Below are 17,492 nucleotides of genomic sequence, written 5' to 3'. Positions count from 1 at the left end.
CTTATTGAATAGGTGATATTATCAGCCCTGACGCGTGAGCGAGAACTGGCTGTTTGTGTCCGTCGTGCAGTTCAATTGTGACGGGGAGACGAGGGCGCAGTTGACGCGCGACTGCGTGTTGCGCACCAGCGACGTCATATTGATTTCGTAAAGCGTCGGCGAAATGGTGACATAGGTGCCGGAGGCCAGCAGCGTGTTGGTGTCGGTTGACCGGGTGGAGAAGGCGCCGTTCTGGAAGGTCGATACGATGCCGTTGCGGTCGATCCAGCGGCCGTCGACAGCCGGCCCGCGGGACAGGGACGGCGCCATCGAGGTTTGCTGCGATGGACCCGGCGCGACGCATGAAGACACCGCGATGGCGGCTGAAAGCAAAGCCGCGCTTGTCTTGAAGTTCATGAGCCTGTTCTCCTGCGATTCGATAAAAGCTTCTTGCTTCGACCATGCCGTGAAGCGTTCTTTATTTCAAGGCAACGTTGTTCGCTCTCCCCGGTTCCTGAGGTCGTTCAGGAAAGTCCCGGCGTGGCAAATATGAGACTCTTCCATCAGCGCACGAGGATGTTGCGGAACTGCCAGGGATCGGACTTGTCGAGATTTTCGGGGAACAGGCCGGGACGACCATCAAGCGGTGTCCAGTCGGTATAATGACCCTCGACCGGGCCGAGATAGGGGCGCTGCACTTCAAGGCAGCGGCGATAGTCCATCTCGTCGGCTTCGACGATGCCAACCTGAGGATTTTCGAGCGCCCAGACCATGCCGGCCAGCACCGCCGAACTGACCTGCAGTCCGGTCGCGTTCTGGTTCGGGGCAAGCGACCGCGCCTCTTGCAGGCTGAGCCGGGAGCCATACCAATAGGCGTTTTTTTCGTGACCATAAAGCAGGACGCCCAGCTCGTCGGCGCCATCGACAAGCTCGTCTTCGCCCAGCACATGCTGAACCGGCTGGGGAATGCCGCCATTGCCGAAGAGTTCATGCAGGGAGAGAATCGCGTCGTTGCAGGGATGGTAGGCATAATGACAGGTGGGTCGGTATGTCACGTCGCCACCATCATTGCGGACGGTGAAATAATCCGAAATCGAAATCGCCTCATTGTGCGTGACGAGAAATCCATATTGCGGCCCAAGGCCCGGGCACCATGTGCGTACTCTTGTGTTGGCGCCCGGCTGATCGAGATAGATCGCTGCCTTGCTGCCCTTCTTCTGTTTTTTTGCGTTTTTCGGCATCCAGTTCTCATGCGTTCCCCAGCCGAGCTCGGCCGGCTGAAAACCTTCCGCGATAAAACCTTCGACGGACCACGTGTTCCAGAAAGCGCCGAAGGGCTTGGGTTCTTTCGCCCGCTGGGTGTCGCGTTCAGCCACGTGAACACCCTTGACGCCAAGCCGCTCCATCAGTTTCGCCCAGCCTTCCCGGTCATGGGACTGCGGCTCCTCGATGTCGACGCCGATATCCTTTGCGAGATTGACGAGTGCCTGTTTCACGAACCACGAGACCATGCCCGGATTGGCGCCGCAGGTCGAAACGGCCGTCGTGCCGCCGGGTCTGCGCGCCTTTTCCTTGAGCATGGTCTCGCGCAGCGAATAATTCGTTCTCGCGGCATTGTCGGCATCGGCATCGAAATAAAAGCCGGGCCATGGCTCCACGACGGTGTCGATGTAGAGCATGCCGTGTTTACGGCAGATACGCATGAGATCGACGGATGCGGCATCCACGGAAAGGTTGACGCAGAAACCTTGACCCCGCACGCCTTTAAGAAGCGGCTTGAGAACCTCCTTATAGTTCTCCTTTGTCAGGTGTGTCTGGATATGACGGATGCCCTTCTCGGCCAGAAATGGGGCGATGTCTGCGCGCGGATCGATGACCACGAGGCGGGTCCGGTCGAAATTGAAATGACGTTCGATCAACGGAAGGGTGCCGCGCCCGATGGAGCCGAAGCCGATCATGATGATTGGGCCATCGATATCGCCATAAATCGGGTGGTTTGCGTCCGTCATTCGTCAATTTTCCTTTTTCAGCCAATAAGTAAGCTAGATCACAAAAGCGTGCCACAATAAAGGGCAGGCAGATGACGGACATATGACGGTGCTGCCCGCAAGGTCGGTTCAGCTTCTCTTCCCTTCATTCTGCCTCTTCGCATTTTGGAGGGCGCGTTTATAATTGAACTCTTCTTTTCGCCATCGACCAAGGCTCGGGGAGGGCTTGACGGGATGATGGAGGAGGGATTTCTCCATCACAGGAGTTGCCTGTTGAGTGATCTTTTCGCGCGTGTAACAGCGCTTCAGAGTGCCACCCCCGTTTTGATCGCCCTCTATGATTCCGACGATCGGTTGCGGCATGCCAATCCGTCGTTTCGGGAGAGCTTCAGGCTTGCCGAAGATGATTTTCCGACCTGGGCGGATATCATGCGGCTGAACCACCGGCTGCGGACCGGTGTCGTCATTCGCAACAATGATTTCGAGGGATGGCTGCTGTCGGCGCAGTCCCGTCGCGGCAAGCTGCCTTACCGCGCCTTCGAGATGGACATGTATGACGGCCGCTGGTTCTGGATGACGGAAACGGTGCAGCAGGATGGCTGGATGCTGTGCGTTGCAAGCGATGTCACCGAATTGCGCCAGGGTTACAGAACGCTGAGGCAGGACAGGGATCTGGCCGTACGCGCCTCCCAGACGGACGAACTCACGGGAACGGCGAACCGTCGCTTCGTCTTCGCCAAGCTGGCGTTGCAGGTCGAGCAGGTCTCAAAGGGGCTGGAGGCCTCTTTTTGCCTTTGCACGCTCGATATCGATTTTTTCAAGCAGATCAATGATCGTTTCGGTCATAAGTGCGGTGACGCGGTGCTGCGCGATTTTGTCGGCGTCGCCCATTCCGTCATCCGCAGGGTCGATTGTTTCGGCAGGATCGGTGGTGAAGAATTCATGCTCGTCCTGCCGAGAACGTCTCTTGCCGAGGGGCGGGACATTGTAGAGCGGCTGCTGCAGCGAGTTCGGCTTTCGCGACCTCTCGCGGATTTTCCGGATTTTTCCTACAGCTGCTCGGCCGGCATGACGGCCTATCGGACGGCGGAAAGCGCGGACGATATTTTCACGCGTGCCGATCAGGCCCTTTATGCGGCCAAGGAGAAGGGCCGCGACCGGCTTCTGGCGGTAACGGTTTAGATGAGTTCCGCCGCAACCAGCCCATGCAGCGAATTGCCGACGAAGAGCCTGCGGCCGGCAATGTCTTCCGGCCTCAGCGCCTGGCCACGCGCCTTGCGTTCGCGGATCAGATCGGCGCGCAGCACGCCCGGCAGAATGCCGCTGTCGAGCGGCGGCGTCAGCAATTGCCCATCTGGCATTTCCACGAAAATGCTGGTCGATGATCCCTCGCACAATTCACCGCGTTCGTTGAGCAGCAGCACCTCGTCGGCCTCTCCGGCTGAAAATTCAGCACGGGCGGCGTCATAGGGTTCGCGGCGCGAGGACTTGTGGCGATAGAAGGTATCAGTGGAATCGAGTGTGACGTTCCGGGCGATACGAACCCGCCAGACCGCATCCTGTCGCAGGGGCTCGAACTCGGTGGTTTCGATGTCCAGTTCCCCCTTGTAGTTCATCACCAGCCTGACGCAGAGCGGCTTGTCGCCGCCCACCGCCTTTTCCAGCGCCTGAACCGCATTGGCCGGGGCACGGAAACCGAGCGCGTCGGCAGAGCGCAGCAGCCGGCGGATATGCTGGTCAATGCGCTGAAAGCCGGTCTGTGGCTCCCAGCGCAGCGTTTCCCTCAAGGTCAGATCGGCGGGTTTGCGTTTCATGGCCTGTGCTCGTCGTCCGAAATTGATGACCGGCATCCTGTGCCGGCACCATCAACCGGCAAAGCTTGTCCGAAACAGGATAGCCCTGCCGGTGGATGAGATTAAGCCTGCCTGTTATCCAGCGCTTCCAGCTCGTCGATCAGCCCCTCGATCATCGAAAGCCCCTTGTCCCAGAAGGAGGGATCGGTCGCATCAAGGCCGAAGGGCTTCAGGAGTTCCGAATGGTGCTTGGTGCCGCCCGCCCTCAGAAGCTCGAAATACTTCTCCTGAAAGCCCGACTCGGCCTTCTGGTAAACCGCATAAAGCGAGTTTACCAGGCAATCGCCAAAGGCATAGGCGTACACATAGAAGGGCGAGTGGATGAAATGGGGGATGTAGGTCCACCAGGTTTCATAGCCTTCGGAAATCCGGATCGCCGGACCCAGGCTCTCGGCCTGAACCGAAAGCCACAAGTCGCCGATCTGCTCGGAGGTCAGTTCACCCTGCTTGCGCGCGGTATGAAGCTTGCGCTCGAATTCATAAAAAGCAATCTGGCGCACGACCGTATTGATCATGTCCTCGACCTTGCGGGCGAGCATGGCCTTGCGTTCCCGAACATCCTTCGTGTCATCGAGCAGTTTGCGGAAGGTCAGCATTTCCCCGAACACCGAGGCCGTTTCAGCCAGAGTGAGAGGCGTCGCGCACATCAGGGCCCCCTGTTCGCCGGCCAGAACCTGATGCACGCCGTGGCCAAGCTCATGGGCAAGCGTCATCACGTCGCGTGGTTTGCCGAGATAGTTGACCAGCACATAGGGATGGGCCGAGGGCACGGTGGGATGTGCGAAGGCACCCGGCGCCTTGCCGGGGCGGGCAGGGGCGTCGATCCATTCTTCATCGAAGAAGCGGCGGGCAATATCGGCCATTTCCGGCGCGAAGTCGCCATAGGCGGAAAGTACGGTATCCTTTGCCTCATCCCACGAAATGATCGTGTTCGACGTATCGGGAAGGGGTGCGTTGCGGTCCCAATAATTCATCTGCTCCATGCCAAGCCACTTCGCTTTCATGGCGTAATAGCGATGCGAAAGGCGCGGATAGGCTTTTTTGACTGCCGCCGCCAGCGCATCGACAACCTCGCGCTCGACGCGGTTCGCCAGGTGGCGGCTATCGGCAATATCCTCGAATTTGCGCCAGCGGTCGGAAATATCCTTGTCCTTGGCGAGCGTGTTGGTGATGAGCGTGAAGACCCGCAGATTGGCCTTGAAGGTGGCGCTCAGCGCTTCCGCCGCCTTCTTTCGGGTTTCCGGTTCCGGCTCCTGAAGCATGTTGAGCGTCACTTCCAGCGGCAAGCTTGCACCGTCTATGTCGAAACGCAGATCTGCCATCGTCTCGTCGAAGAGGCGGTTGAACGCCGCCGCGCTGGTCATCGATTTTTCGAGGAAAAGCTGTTCAAGCTGATCATCGAGCTGGTGCGGCTTGTCCTTGCGCAAATCCACGAGCCAGGGGCGGTAATGCCCTGCAGCTGCATCATTCGCCATGCAGGCGTCCATCGTGGCGTCGTCGATGCGGTTGAGTTCGAGCGTGAAGAACAGGAGGTGGGAGGAAATATCCGTCAGTTTCGCCTGGGCGTCGCCGTAGAGTTTGCCGTTTGCCGGATTGGATGTGTCGGAAAAATAGGTGAGCCCGGCAAAAGAGCCGATGCGGCCGATAAGATCGTCCAGCGCTTCATATTCCTTCAGCGCCGCGCCGATGCCCTTTTCGCCTGTCGCCTTTGCGGCGGCCTCAAGCTTGCCCCTCCATTTCTGCTCAAAAGCAGCCGCCATCGACGCCGCTTTCTCCAGGTCACCCCTGTATTCGGCCGAATCTCCCGACGGATAAAGGTCCGAAAGCTTCCAGCCGGGCAGGTCGCCGAGCACTGGGGCGGCTGTTTCGGCGAGGGCGAAGACAGGCTGCGGAACGGGTTGGTTGAGGGTCATCGGATATGTCCTTCTGATTATGCTTTGCGCAGCATATGGGGCCTTTGTTTCCCGCGGCAATGGATAAAATGCAAGCAATTCTCAAAACTGGATGTTCAAGTCTCCCGTGCCAGAGTGCGGCACAAGGGACCGCATGACGCAGGTCCATAAACCGGAAACCGGAGCTAAAAATGACCGCGCATGTTCTTGTGATAGACGACGATCCCGTCCAGCGCCGCCTGCTCAAAAATGCGGTGGAACGTTATGGGCACCTGGCCCTGCTTGCCGAGAACGGCAAGGCCGGCCTGGAGCTCCTCAAGCAATATAGCGGTGAAATAAATGTCGTCGTCCTCGATCTCATGATGCCGGAGATGGATGGTCTCGGTTTTCTGAAAGCCGTTGGTGAACTGGGCGTCGACGTTCCGGTCATCGTCCAGACGGGGCAGGGCGGCATAGACACGGTGGTGCAGGCAATGCGCGCCGGCGCCTTCGATTTCGTCGTCAAGCCGGTCTCACCGGAAAGGATCGGCGCCGCCATCTCCAATGCGCTCAAGCTCGACAGAAGAGAGGCAAAGGCCCGCACGGGCAGGCGCGGACGGAGCAATGCAGTGAATTTTACCGATATCGTTTCCGCAAGCCCCGCAATGCTGAGGGTGATCGAACTGGCGCAGCGCGCCGCCCAGTCCAGCATTCCCGTGGTGCTTGAGGGTGAGTCGGGCGTGGGCAAGGAAATGGTCGCCCGGGCCATCCAGTCCGCCGGCGACCGGGCGAACAAGCCCTTTATTACAGTCAATTGCGGCGCTATTCCCCATAATCTCGTGGAAAGCATTCTCTTCGGTCACGAGAAGGGCGCCTTCACCGGCGCGACGGAAAAGCACGTCGGCAAATTCATGGAAGCGGATGGTGGCACGCTGTTCCTGGACGAGATCGGCGATCTGCCGCTGGACGTGCAGGTCAAGCTGCTGCGCGCCGTCCAGCAAGGCGAAATAGAAACCGTCGGTTCCGCTCGGGTGCAGAAAGTAAATGTGCGGCTGATCTCGGCCACCAACAAGAATCTCATCGAGGAGGTCAAGGAAGGCCGCTTCCGCGAGGATCTTTATTATCGCCTCAACGTCTTTCCGATTACCATTCCCGCCTTGCGTCGCCGGAAGGAAGATATCCCCCACCTCGCACGGGTGTTTGCCGAACGTTTTTCCGCGGAGCAAAAGCTGCCCAATCCCGTCGGCCTGGATGCCAGCGCGCTGGCGCTGCTGACCGCTTATGACTGGCCCGGCAATATTCGCCAGCTTGAAAATGCCGTCTTCCGCGCCGTCGTGCTGTCGCAGGGCGGGGAACTGTCGGATGCCGATTTTCCGCAGATCGCGCTGCAACTGCCGGAATTCTCGACAGGCGATGACGCGGAGGATGTCATCCGCTCGCCATCCGGATCGTCACTGAAGCTCGCAGCCTATTCGCCACCGGCACCAGCCGTCGAAAACCATGTCGTCACGGATGAACCGGCGGATGTTTCCACCACCATTTACAGGGGAGGAAGCCTGATCTCCAGCACGGATGAGACAGGCAACATCCGCAAGCTGGCGGAGATCGAAGAGGAGCTTATTCGTTTCGCCCTGCGTTTCTATCGCGGGCAGATGAGTCAGGTCGCCAGAAAGCTCGGCATCGGCCGCTCGACACTTTATCGCAAGCTGAAGGATTACGGCATCGATCCCGATGATCCGCTTCGAGACGTCGCATGATCGCGCAAGGCACTTATTCGAGGGCAGATCGCAAAATTCGTTAACTTCTGAGCAAGGATATCCGCTTACCGTCTATAAACCTCTTGTTAGTGGCTGATTCACTATATAGAGGAAGGTTGTATGTGTGTGGCAATTTTGCCATCGTGTCACCGTATTTGACGTTCATTTGAGGCAATGTGACAGAAATTGTCTTCCAGGCGGGGATCGAATTGCCATATCTGCATCGGAATAACGCGCTTTCAGGCAAGATGGCGCGCGGCTTGATCAAGGATATATGCACGAAGCTGTCGGCACGCGCTGTCACCTTTGCCTGCCTGATGCTCGCCGCAATGCCTTTCGTTGGTGTTTCGGCGACGGAAGCCGCCGCCGAAACGCGCAGTCTCAAGCTGTATTATATCCACACACGCGAGAAGGCGGTCATCACCTTCAAGCGCAATGGAAAATATGACCAGAAGGGTCTGCAGGAGCTGAACCGATTCCTGCGCGACTGGCGTCGCAACCAGCCGACACGCATGGACCCGCGCCTTTTCGATCTCGTCTGGGAAGTCTATCGCCGCAGCGGTGCCACTGATTATATCAACGTCGTGTCGGCTTTCCGCTCGCCTGAAACCAATGGTCTTCTGCGCACGCGCACCAAGGGTGTCGCAGAAAAGAGCCAGCACATGCTGGGCAAGGCCATGGACTTTTATATCCCCGGCGTGAAACTTTCCCGTCTTCGCGAGATCGGCATGCAGATGCAGATCGGCGGCGTCGGTTTCTATCCGACATCGGGATCTCCTTTCGTGCATATGGATGTCGGCGGCGTTCGTGCCTGGCCGCGCATGAGCCGCCAGGAACTCGTCCGCATCTTCCCGAATGGCAATACGCTGCATCTTCCTTCCGATGGTAAGCCGCTTCCCGGTTATGAGCAGGCGCTTGCCGATTACAAGAAGCGCGTCAGTTCCTCTTCCATTCAGGTTGCTTCCAGTGCCGGTGCCGGTCCGGCCTCTTCGGGCGGCGGCAAGCGCAAGACCCTGTTGCAGGCCCTGTTTGGCGGCGGTGACGAGGATGAAGATCCCGATAGCATCGCAGCGCCCGAGCCCGCCGAACGTCCGGCGGTTGCTCGCCCGGCAGCTCCGCAGCAGGCGGCTCCTGAGCCCGAACCGACAATCGCCGTTGCTTCGGCCCAGGCACTTCCGGGTGTGACCGATGCCCCGTTGCCCACGGCCCGTCCCGCATTCGGCAACCAGCCGCCTGCCAATACCGGCCTTGCGACCGCGCTTTATTCGCCGGCGCGTAACGCAGCCCAGGATGCGCTGCAGGCAGCGACCACACCGACGCCCACATCCGCGCCTGCCGAGCGTCAGCAATTTGCCGATCTCGCCGAGGTTTCAGTTCCGGTGCCGACGCTTCTCGGGCCGCGTGGCATGAAGGGGGATGCCGAGGGTTCTGTTCTCACCGCTTCCGCTGAAGGCGCAACGCCCGCAGCAACGAGCGAACTGGCCTCTGTTCCGGTCCCCGCCAACCGTCCGGCTGTTGCGGAAGCCCTGCTGGCGGCCGCGAATGCCGATCCGGAGGGTGAAGACGACCTCGCCGAGACGCAGCAGGACACCCTTTCACCAACGGTGGTCGCAGCTCTGGAACAGAGCGGTCAGGCTGCCCGGTCGCAGGTTCAGTCAGCCGTCACGCCGACAGCCGCTCCTTTCCCGGCCGCCGTCAATCACAAGGTCACGGTCGCACCTGCTGAAACGGCCAAGGCAGAACCACAGTCCGGCTTCGGTGACGCTTTCGATCTGAAACCTGCCATCAATAGTGGTCTCACTGCCGGCCTGCCGACCAAGGGTGCACGCCCGAGCAAGCAGGATGCTGCGGTTTCCCACCAGGCCATGGTCGGCGGCGGGCGTCTGACACAGGACCTGATTTCGGATTGGGCCCTCAATCAGAACAAGGGCACGACCGGGCGCTCGGTCAAGGCGCCGCGGGTTGTCGCCAACCGCATGCTGAGCCACGATATGTCGGCTTCCGCGACGTCGGCAAGCTTCAAGCCGGGCGCGGTCGCCATCGAATCGAGCCGCTTCAGCACGCCGGTCAAGATGCACTGAGCCTTCATTGCCAATGCGGCCCGAGAGGCCAATAAAAAACCCGCCGGTGACGGCGGGTTTTTTTGTTCCTGATATCTGTCCGTCAGACGCCGCTCTGGCCGTCCGAGCCGATATAGGCAATACGCACCATGTTGGTCGCGCCGGGTGTGCCGAGCGGAACGCCGGCGGAGATGATGATACGGTCACCCGGCTTGCCGAAGCCTTCGGAAACGACGATGCGACAAGCGCGGTTCACCATGTCGTCCAGATCGCTGGCGTCGCCGGTGACGACGCAGTGCAGACCCCAGACAACCGACAGTCGGCGTGCGGTCTGGATGATCGGCGAGAGGGCGATGATCGGAACCTGCGGCCGCTCACGCGACGCGCGCAGACCTGTCGTGCCCGACGATGTGTAGGTGACGATCGCCGCAAGCTTCAGCGTTTCGGCAATCTGGCGGGCGGCCAGCGAAATCGCGTCGGCGCCTGTCGGTTCCGGCTGGGCGCGCTGCGCGTAGATGATGTTGGAATAATGCGGATCCTGTTCCACGGTGCTTGCGATGGAGGCCATGGTGGAAACGGCTTCGACCGGATAATCGCCAGAGGCAGACTCGGCAGAGAGCATGATCGCGTCAGCGCCTTCGAAGACGGCGGTGGCGACGTCGGACACTTCAGCGCGGGTCGGTACAGGCGCTGTTATCATCGATTCGAGCATCTGCGTGGCAACCACGACCGGCTTGCCTGCGCGGCGGCAGGCGCGGGTCAGCTGCTTCTGAATGCCGGGAACTGCTTCCAGTGGCATTTCGACGCCAAGGTCGCCACGGGCAACCATCAGGGCGTCAGAAAGCTCGATGATTTCTTCGATGCGCTCGACCGCCTGCGGCTTTTCAATCTTGGACATAAGGCCGACGCGGCCGCGTGCGATCTTGCGCACTTCAGCCAGGTCCTCAGGACGCTGGACGAAGGAAAGCGCGACCCAGTCTACCTCGTTGGTTTCCAGCACGGCATCGAGGTCGACGCGGTCCTTGTCGGTGAGAACGCCGACGCCGAGCAGAGTGTCGGGCAGGCTGATACCCTTGCGGTCGGAAATGCGCGTGCCGGAAATGACCGTGGTGACGATGCTCTTGCCGTCGCTCTTTTCAGCGCGCAGATGCAGCTTGCCGTCATCGATCAGCAGGCGATGGCCCGGTTTGACCGCCTCGAGAATTTCGGGGTGCGGCAGGAAAACGCGGGTGTTGTCGCCAGGTGCGTCGTTGTTATCAAGGGTGAAGGTCTGGCCAGGTACGAGCTCGACCTTGCCTTCCGCAAATTTTCCGACGCGCAGCTTGGGACCCTGCAGGTCGGCCAGAATGCCGATGGGGCGGCCGTTGCGGCTCTCGACCGAACGGATGCGCTGAATGAGCGTCCGCATCAGGTCGTGGCTCGCATGGCTCATGTTGATCCGGAAAAGATCCGCGCCGGCGAGATGCAGCTTTTCGATCATGGCCTCATCGGAGGAGGCAGGGCCGAGAGTTGCAAGAATTTTGACTTTGCGGTTACGCTTCATCAGTTTTGATTTCCCTGTGTGCCTGGCGTATCGGAAAGCTGGACCATCCAGCTGCCCTGTCTGCCCGTGTCATATTCCTTGAAACCCATTCTCTGGAAGCTGCGGGCATAACAATCATCCACACCGGTGATCTTGAACTCGTTTTCCGCCACGCACATGTTGACGTCACCGGTCCAGCGGCCGCCATGAGCGGCATCCTCGGCATAGAGATAATAATAACGTGACTGCAGTTCACCTTCGATCAGCGTCGCGCAGGTCGAGGCGGGGACCTGCCACCAACCTTCGCTGACCCAGCCCTCCTGTGCCCGATAGCCAATTGCGACCCCCACGAGATTCTGCGTGCTGTTGCAGACGCGAAAATCCGCATACGCGGGCGCCGCGATCATGAAAGGGGTCAGAAACAATGCCGCTATGGAAAAAAGACGGGCGAGGTGCCTGATGTGGCGGGGACGAGCGAGAGATGACTGAGTCACGGCTTCCATCCGGATTCCATGGTTATAATGAACACACTTCTTGGCGTGGCCGCCCAAGAAAGTCAACGCGAGTTTAATCGATTATATTGTTCGTGGGATCGTGAGTGCGATAAGGTAGATGGCTGTTCTTCCGCCGTAACTTGCGCCCGGCCTCAAGCCATGCCATCAAGCTTCTCTCCTCAATGCTGCCCCAGAAAAATCATCGATGAACGACTTCATACCCTATGAAATCATAGAAGGCGATTATGACAAAGGCATGGTTCTGCTGGCAGACCACGCCATGAACCTTCTGCCGGCACACTACGGCAATCTTGGTCTTCCGCAAACCGCTTTTCATCGCCACATCGCATTTGATATCGGTATAGAGGGGCTAACGCGCTCGCTGGCTGCGCGCCTTGGCGTGCCGGCGGTGCTCGGGCGTTTCTCGCGGCTGCTGATCGATCCGAATCGTGGTGAGGATGATCCAACTCTCATCATGAAAATCTCGGACGGAGCGATCATCCCCGGAAACCATCCGATTTCCGACGAGGAATGGCAAAGGCGGATCGAGACTTTTCACCGGCCTTATCACAATGCCGTGGACAGCGTGCTGACCCGTGTGGCCGAGGCCTCGGAAGAAGCGCCGCTCGTCCTGTCACTGCATTCCTATACACCGTTCTGGAAGGAAACGCCGAGGCCATGGCATGCGGCGGTTCTGTGGGATACGGATCATCGCGCGGTCGATCCGCTGCTGGCGCATCTGCGCGCTACCGGCGACATTCTCGTCGGCGACAACGAACCCTATGACGGAGCACTCAAGGGCGATACCATGTATCGTCATTGTATGGCGAAGGGTATACCGCACGCACTTCTGGAGGTCAGGCAGGATCTGATCGGGAACGAGGAGGGGATCGCCGAATGGTCAGACCGGCTCGCTCCCATTTTTGCCGCAATGAATGACGATCCGGTTCTGCATGAATATCAGCTGTTCGCTTCCCGCACCGGCCCCTATTGAGCCTGGAGTTTCGCCATGACAAATGAGAACGACAACGGGCAGATCGAGTTTGAGGCGGCCGCATTCCGGCGTCTCGTCAAACATCTTCGTGAACGCCACGATGTGCAGAACATCGACCTGATGAATCTCGCGGGCTTCTGCCGCAACTGCCTTTCCAACTGGTACCGTGAAGCGGCCGAGGAAGCGGGTGTTCCGCTCAGCAAGGAAAAATCCCGGGAAATCGTCTACGGCATGCCCTATGAGGACTGGAAAGAGAAATACCAGGGCGAAGCGAGTGGCGACCAGAAAGCCGCTTTCGAGCAGAACCGGCCCAAGGAATAAGTCTTCACCGACGGAATCGACTTGACGGGACGCCTTTCAGTGGGCAGTTCACAGGCCTGAATTTTGCTGCCTGCTGGCAGCGACCGGCGAACGCCTTGCCAGTTTGAATGAACAAGGCCCACATGCGGGCCGCCAATGAAGGATGATATGATGGACGAAACCAGCACCACCGAAACCGTCGCCGCCGCCGAACTGCGTCAGTTCATCGAGCGCGTCGAGCGCCTCGAAGAAGAAAAGGCTGCTATTCAGGGTGATATCAAGGATGTCATGGGCGAAGCGAAGGGGCGTGGGTACGATACCAAGGCCATCCGCACCATCATCCGCCTGCGCAAGAAGGATGCCAACGAGCGCATCGAGGAAGAAACGATTCTTCAGACTTATATGGCCGCGCTCGGCATGGAATGATCGGCTGAAAATGCCTCAATGAAAAATCGCCGCTTCTGCGGCGATTTTTGTTTAAACTGCCCTCGACATCAGCCGCGCGTGCCAGCCAGCTTTTCTGAAAGGTCGATGGCTTCCTTGCGGGCATCCTTGTCTGCAGGATAAAGCGCCAGATAACGCTCCCAGGCTTTTAGCGCCAGCTCGTCGCGGCCGGAGGCTTCGAGGATGTTGGCCAGGCTTGCGAGGGCAGGGAAATAGCGCGGCTCTTTTTCCAGCGTCAGGTTGATATCCGCCATTGCCTTGCGGGTGTCGCCATCGGCGAAATGGACCATGGCGCGGCGATAGGGCGCCTGCACATAGTCGGGATCGAGCAAAACAACCTGGTCGAGAAAATCGTAAGCGGCGGCGTTGCGCTTTTCGTCGGCAGCTTCGCCTGCCCATTGCATCAGGAGATTGATCGTTGCGCTGCCGGAATCATTCCATTCGGAGGCGATCTGGTTGGCGATGCTGCGCGCCTTGACCGCATTCCGTTCCTTTTTCAGCGAAGCGAAAAGCGTGTCGATTGTCTTGGCGGGTGATGGCGCTGATTCGACAGCAACAGCTGGCTTTCCGTCTGCCGCTTGAGCAACAGCAGCCGTTCCCGCAAACGCGAGGCTTGAGACCATGAAGCCCTGAGCAATAATAAGAGCGGTGCAAAAACGATTTGGGCGCATGGGTTAAAGCTTAACCCGACTGCGCCCAATATCAAATGCAAACTTCTGGTCTGTCAACAAAGTGATCCGCGATCTGATCGCGAACCGCAGTCGCAGTCAATCAGCCCTGACGAGCCTTGAAGCGCGGGTTCTGCTTGTTGATGATGTAGACGCGGCCCTTGCGGCGAACCAGGCGGTTATCGCGATGACGGGCCTTAAGCGCTTTAAGCGAATTCTTGATCTTCATTTTACTGGTCCGCAGTTTTGCACGGTTTGTGCCGTGCTATTCAAACAATCAAAAGCGCGCAACGGGGCGCGCTCTTTTCGGTTGGCAGGCAGATACCTGTTTGAGCCCTGCCTGTCAACACTTGCCCGCGTCTTTGCCTTAAAAGACTAGGCTTTTCCTGTGTGCAGAAGCTGCGTCACGTGGCCCATCTTGCGGCCCGGCCGTGCTTCCGTCTTGCCGTAGAGGTGGACGAGACAGTCTTTTTTCGACAGCCATGCCGGTACGTCGTTGATGTCATCGCCGATCAGATTGGTCATGATGCAGTCGGAATGGCGATCAGTGTTGCCGGGGTTAAGGCCCGATACGGCTCGGATATGCTGTTCGAATTGCGAGATCACACAGGCCGCCTCCGTCCAGTGGCCAGTATTGTGCACGCGGGGCGCCATTTCATTGGCGACCAGCGATCCATCCGGCAGGACGAAAAACTCAATGCCGATAACGCCGACGTAATCCAGAGCGGCCAGCAGCTTTTCCGCCGATTTCACGGCAATATCCCTTGCGGCATCCGAAAGTGCGGCCGGCACGGTGGATGTGTGCAGGATGCCGTTCAGATGAACGTTCTCGGCCGGATCGTAACAGGTCACGGTCCCGTCCCGGAAGCGGGCGGCGATGATCGAAATTTCGCGTTCGAAGGCGATGAAGCTTTCAAGAATCAGGGGCACGCCGCCAAGCGCTGCAAACGCGCCCGCGAGGTCTTCGCCACCCCGGAAGAGGCGCTGGCCCTTGCCGTCATAACCCATGCGACGGGTTTTCAGCACACCTTTGCCGCCAAAGGCGGCCAGCGCGGCTTCCAGTTCTTCCTGGCTATCCACGGCGCGGAAATCGGCGGTTGGAATGCCGCAATCGTTGAGGAAGCGTTTTTCCGTCAAGCGATCCTGTGAGGCGCTGAGCGCCTGTGCCGGCGGATAAACGGGAACCGAGGCGCTGAGTTTTTCTGCTGCGGCAACGGGCACGTTCTCGAACTCGTAGGTCACGACATCACAGCGGCTTGCGAGTTGCGCAAGTGCGTTTTCGTCATCATATGCTGCCACGATCTGGTCGTTGCAGGCCTGTGCCGCGGGACAATCCGCCTGCGGCTCCAGCACGATGGTACGATGGTTGAGACGCGCCGCGGCCATCGCCAGCATGCGGCCGAGTTGCCCGCCACCGATGATGCCGATGGTGAGGTTGGTTGTCTTTGCCATGTCGTGTGTCGTCACTGGGCGCTGTCCATGGGGTATTCCGCGACAGCCGCCGACTGGCGCGCACGCCAGGCGTCCAGACGATCGGCAAGGTCTTCATCGCCAAGCGCCAGCACCGCGGCCGCGAGAAGGGCCGCATTGATCGCGCCGGCCTTGCCGATCGCGAGCGTGCCGACAGGGATGCCGGCGGGCATCTGCACGATGGAATAGAGGCTGTCCTGACCGGACATGGTCTTCGATTGGACCGGAACGCCGAAGACCGGAAGCGGCGTCATGGCAGCTGTCATGCCCGGCAGATGGGCAGCGCCGCCGGCGCCCGCAATAATGACCTTGAAGCCTTCGTCTTTCGCGCCGTTGGCGAAATCGTAAAGCCGGTCAGGGGTGCGATGGGCGGAAATGATGCGGGCTTCGTATTCGATGTCGAGCGCATCCAGCGTGTCGGCGGCGTTCTTCATGGTCTCCCAGTCGGACTGGCTGCCCATGATGATGGCGACGGGGGGCGTTTCTGCTGTCACGTAATGTCTCCGGGCTCAGGCGATGATATCGGGAATGACCTGATCTTCCAGCTGGGTCATCTTGTCCTTGACGGCCAGCTTCTTCTTTTTCATGCGTTGTATCCGCAGCGCGTCGCAGCTGGTCTGGATCATCGCATTGATCGCCGCGTCATAATCCTCATGCTCCTGGCGCAGCCGCGCCAGCGTGAGCCTGATGTCCGCCTGGTCCTGATCGGGCATCTTGTCATCCCCATTTTATGCCAGCCGGATAGCCTCCGGCGCGTATGTGATCGTTCACGAGCCTCTATCATCAAATCGCGGTAACGGGAAGTTATCCGTTGCGACCAAATTGCCCACTTATTGCCTTCATTTCGCCTTCGACAAGCCGACCGATCCGTGTCACATTGTCGTCGCAAACCTGAAACTCCAGCGATGGAGAGCTGGAGGTAGGTTCAAAAAGGAAGGACGTGCCGCATGACCATTCAGGCTCATATTGCATCGCTCGAAAAGAAACACGGTGCTCTGGAGGAGGAGCTCGAAAGTATTCTTGCTTCCCCGTCGTCTGACGATAGAGAGATCGCGGACCTTAAACGTCGTAAACTGCGCCTGAAGGATGAACTTCAGAGGCTCAAAGCCTCCACAAGACATTGATTTATGGCAGATCGCTGGCCCTCGATGAATGAGGGGTCGGCGGTCTGACCCTTTCGAGCTCTGGCGGCGAAAACCTGCTGCCAGAGCTTTTTTATTGCCGTATTAGAACGGCAGTCCGTCCCACAGCAGTTTCAGTGCCGCAATCAACGCCATGGCATACATCAGCGGGTAAAACACGGATGGTTTAAGGTATTTCACCACTCTTGCACCGGCCAGCGTCGCCAGCATCGCGACGGGCAGCAGACTTGCCGATGTCTTGAGGTTGGTGGCGTCGAGCGCGCCAAGTGCGAAATAGGGTATGAGCTTGATCGCATTCATGATGGCGAAGAAGCGCACGCTCATGCCGGTATAGGTCTTCGGGTCGAGTTTCAGCGGCAGAACGTAGATCTGGAAGGGCGGTCCACCCGCATGGGCCACGAAACTCGCATAACCGGACAGGCTGGACCAGAGCGTGGCGGCGGCCGGCCTTTGCGGTTTTGCCGGAATTTCCTGACCGTTGCGGCTTTTGAAACTCTCATAAAAGTAACGCAACACGAACAGGATCGTGACCGAGGCGACGACGAGACGCATGGCATCTGCGGAGATCATGCTCGAAGTTGCCCAGCCGAGCGCAATGCCGGCGATAGCCCCCGGCAGCATGATAAGGAGCGTCTGGCGATGGTTGTAGTGCCGCCAGGCGAAGAGCGCGACAATATCCATGACGATCAGGATCGGCAGGAATATCGCCGCCGCCTGCACGGGCGATACGGCAAGCGCCATCAGTGGCACGCCCATCAGCGCCAGCGCGCCGCCCAGTCCCCCTTTGGAAAGGCCGACGAGAACCACTGCGGGAATGGCGACGAGATAAAAATGAAAATCGGTCAGCATGGATGTATGGTTGATCCTTTCGCCGGTCCGGTTTATCGGATTTGTCATATGAAAACGAGTGCAGATCGCGTCGGAAGCGTCGTCTGCCTGAAATGGACGAA

18 protein-coding genes and 2 pseudogenes are annotated in these 17,492 nt (G+C 59.0%); 8 read left to right on the top strand and 12 right to left on the bottom strand.

Annotated elements, in window-relative coordinates; genetic code table 11:
• Positions 1-21: 21 nt before the first annotated feature.
• The gene (gene omp10 / locus EYD00_RS17285) at positions 22-396 is read right to left on the bottom strand and encodes an outer membrane lipoprotein Omp10 (RefSeq protein ID WP_003506132.1); all 375 of its coding nucleotides are present in this window, start codon (positions 394-396) and stop codon (positions 22-24) included.
• A 146-nt stretch (positions 397-542) separates the two neighbouring features.
• Positions 543-1,988 carry a homospermidine synthase gene (locus tag EYD00_RS17280; RefSeq protein WP_004445823.1) on the bottom strand — a complete coding sequence of 482 codons (1,446 nt, stop codon included), beginning with the start codon at positions 1,986-1,988 and terminating at the stop codon, positions 543-545.
• 252 nt (positions 1,989-2,240) lie between these two features.
• Between EYD00_RS17280 and EYD00_RS17275 the strand changes: the two genes are divergently transcribed.
• Positions 2,241-3,149: a sensor domain-containing diguanylate cyclase gene (locus EYD00_RS17275; protein WP_006697187.1), complete on the top strand. Its 909-nt coding sequence runs from the start codon at positions 2,241-2,243 to the stop codon at positions 3,147-3,149.
• On the opposite strand, the gene EYD00_RS17270 is transcribed toward EYD00_RS17275, so the two are convergent.
• Together EYD00_RS17270 and EYD00_RS17265 are read right to left on the bottom strand one after the other, a co-directional pair.
• Positions 3,146-3,781, bottom strand: coding sequence for an aminotransferase class IV family protein (locus EYD00_RS17270; protein WP_034497644.1), 636 nt, complete (start codon positions 3,779-3,781; stop codon positions 3,146-3,148). The two genes, EYD00_RS17275 and EYD00_RS17270, sit on opposite strands and share 4 nt — an antisense overlap.
• 101 nt (positions 3,782-3,882) lie before the next feature.
• A complete protein-coding gene (locus tag EYD00_RS17265) occupies positions 3,883-5,733 on the bottom strand; it encodes a M3 family oligoendopeptidase (RefSeq protein ID WP_034497317.1) in 1,851 nt (616 codons plus the stop codon).
• A 170-nt stretch (positions 5,734-5,903) separates the two neighbouring features.
• On the opposite strand from EYD00_RS17265, the pseudogene EYD00_RS17260 reads away from it, so the two are divergent.
• The 3 genes and pseudogenes from EYD00_RS17260 to EYD00_RS17255 form a co-directional block, all read left to right on the top strand.
• A pseudogene (locus tag EYD00_RS17260) lies at positions 5,904-7,094 on the top strand (sigma-54-dependent transcriptional regulator); the annotation flags it as partial.
• Positions 7,095-7,277: 183 nt separating this feature from the next.
• Positions 7,278-7,448 (top strand): annotated as a pseudogene (locus EYD00_RS26430) (helix-turn-helix domain-containing protein); the annotation flags it as partial.
• A gap of 176 nt (positions 7,449-7,624) precedes the next feature.
• Complete coding sequence (locus EYD00_RS17255; protein WP_034497315.1) at positions 7,625-9,529, top strand: peptidoglycan L,D-endopeptidase MepK; 1,905 nt, start codon at positions 7,625-7,627, stop codon at positions 9,527-9,529.
• Positions 9,530-9,611: 82 nt separating this feature from the next.
• On the opposite strand, the gene pyk is transcribed toward EYD00_RS17255, so the two are convergent.
• Entirely contained in the window at positions 9,612-11,051 is a 1,440-nt protein-coding gene (pyk, locus tag EYD00_RS17250) for a pyruvate kinase (protein ID WP_004445813.1), read from the bottom strand.
• On the bottom strand, positions 11,051-11,437 hold the full coding sequence (locus tag EYD00_RS17245) for a DUF1036 domain-containing protein (RefSeq protein WP_318252556.1): 387 nt from the start codon (positions 11,435-11,437) through the stop codon (positions 11,051-11,053). The genes pyk and EYD00_RS17245 overlap by 1 nt, the downstream gene beginning before the upstream one ends.
• A 292-nt stretch (positions 11,438-11,729) precedes the next feature.
• Here EYD00_RS17245 and EYD00_RS17240 point away from each other — a divergent pair, with 292 nt between their 5' ends.
• The 3 genes from EYD00_RS17240 (at position 11,730) to EYD00_RS17230 (ending at position 13,244) form a co-directional block, all read left to right on the top strand.
• The gene (locus EYD00_RS17240) at positions 11,730-12,518 is read left to right on the top strand and encodes an N-formylglutamate amidohydrolase (protein ID WP_034497313.1); all 789 of its coding nucleotides are present in this window, start codon (positions 11,730-11,732) and stop codon (positions 12,516-12,518) included.
• A 15-nt stretch (positions 12,519-12,533) separates the two neighbouring features.
• Positions 12,534-12,839, top strand: a complete 306-nt coding sequence (locus tag EYD00_RS17235) for a DUF1244 domain-containing protein (protein ID WP_006697181.1) — start codon at positions 12,534-12,536, stop codon at positions 12,837-12,839.
• Positions 12,840-12,986: 147 nt separating this feature from the next.
• Positions 12,987-13,244 carry a DUF2312 domain-containing protein gene (locus EYD00_RS17230; protein ID WP_006314683.1) on the top strand — a complete coding sequence of 86 codons (258 nt, stop codon included), beginning with the start codon at positions 12,987-12,989 and terminating at the stop codon, positions 13,242-13,244.
• Between the two features lie 68 nt (positions 13,245-13,312).
• On the opposite strand, the gene EYD00_RS17225 is transcribed toward EYD00_RS17230, so the two are convergent.
• From EYD00_RS17225 to EYD00_RS17205, 5 genes are all read right to left on the bottom strand, one after another.
• Complete coding sequence (locus tag EYD00_RS17225) at positions 13,313-13,933, bottom strand: tetratricopeptide repeat protein (RefSeq protein WP_034497310.1); 621 nt, start codon at positions 13,931-13,933, stop codon at positions 13,313-13,315.
• A gap of 100 nt (positions 13,934-14,033) precedes the next feature.
• Positions 14,034-14,159 (bottom strand): type B 50S ribosomal protein L36, encoded by a 126-nt coding sequence (gene ykgO / locus EYD00_RS17220; protein WP_003497670.1) that lies wholly within the window; start codon positions 14,157-14,159, stop codon positions 14,034-14,036.
• 146 nt (positions 14,160-14,305) lie between these two features.
• A complete protein-coding gene (locus EYD00_RS17215; RefSeq protein ID WP_034497308.1) occupies positions 14,306-15,382 on the bottom strand; it encodes a 5-(carboxyamino)imidazole ribonucleotide synthase in 1,077 nt (358 codons plus the stop codon).
• Positions 15,383-15,393: 11 nt separating this feature from the next.
• On the bottom strand, positions 15,394-15,861 hold the full coding sequence (gene purE, locus EYD00_RS17210; protein WP_034497641.1) for a 5-(carboxyamino)imidazole ribonucleotide mutase: 468 nt from the start codon (positions 15,859-15,861) through the stop codon (positions 15,394-15,396).
• A 48-nt stretch (positions 15,862-15,909) separates the two neighbouring features.
• Complete coding sequence (locus EYD00_RS17205) at positions 15,910-16,113, bottom strand: YdcH family protein (protein WP_003497661.1); 204 nt, start codon at positions 16,111-16,113, stop codon at positions 15,910-15,912.
• 234 nt (positions 16,114-16,347) lie between these two features.
• On the opposite strand from EYD00_RS17205, the gene EYD00_RS17200 reads away from it, so the two are divergent.
• A complete protein-coding gene (locus EYD00_RS17200; RefSeq protein WP_003506164.1) occupies positions 16,348-16,524 on the top strand; it encodes a YdcH family protein in 177 nt (58 codons plus the stop codon).
• Positions 16,525-16,626: 102 nt separating this feature from the next.
• On the opposite strand, the gene EYD00_RS17195 is transcribed toward EYD00_RS17200, so the two are convergent.
• Entirely contained in the window at positions 16,627-17,391 is a 765-nt protein-coding gene (locus tag EYD00_RS17195; protein ID WP_034497639.1) for a sulfite exporter TauE/SafE family protein, read from the bottom strand.
• Between the last annotated feature and the right edge of the window lie 101 nt (positions 17,392-17,492).

Origin of the sequence: Agrobacterium sp. 33MFTa1.1 (assembly GCF_004328495.1) — a bacterium.
In the GTDB taxonomy this organism is placed as follows: Bacteria; Pseudomonadota; Alphaproteobacteria; order Rhizobiales; family Rhizobiaceae; genus Agrobacterium; species Agrobacterium pusense.
Note: the sequence above shows the minus strand (reverse complement) of the source record. Positions and strands in the feature narration are given on the sequence as shown.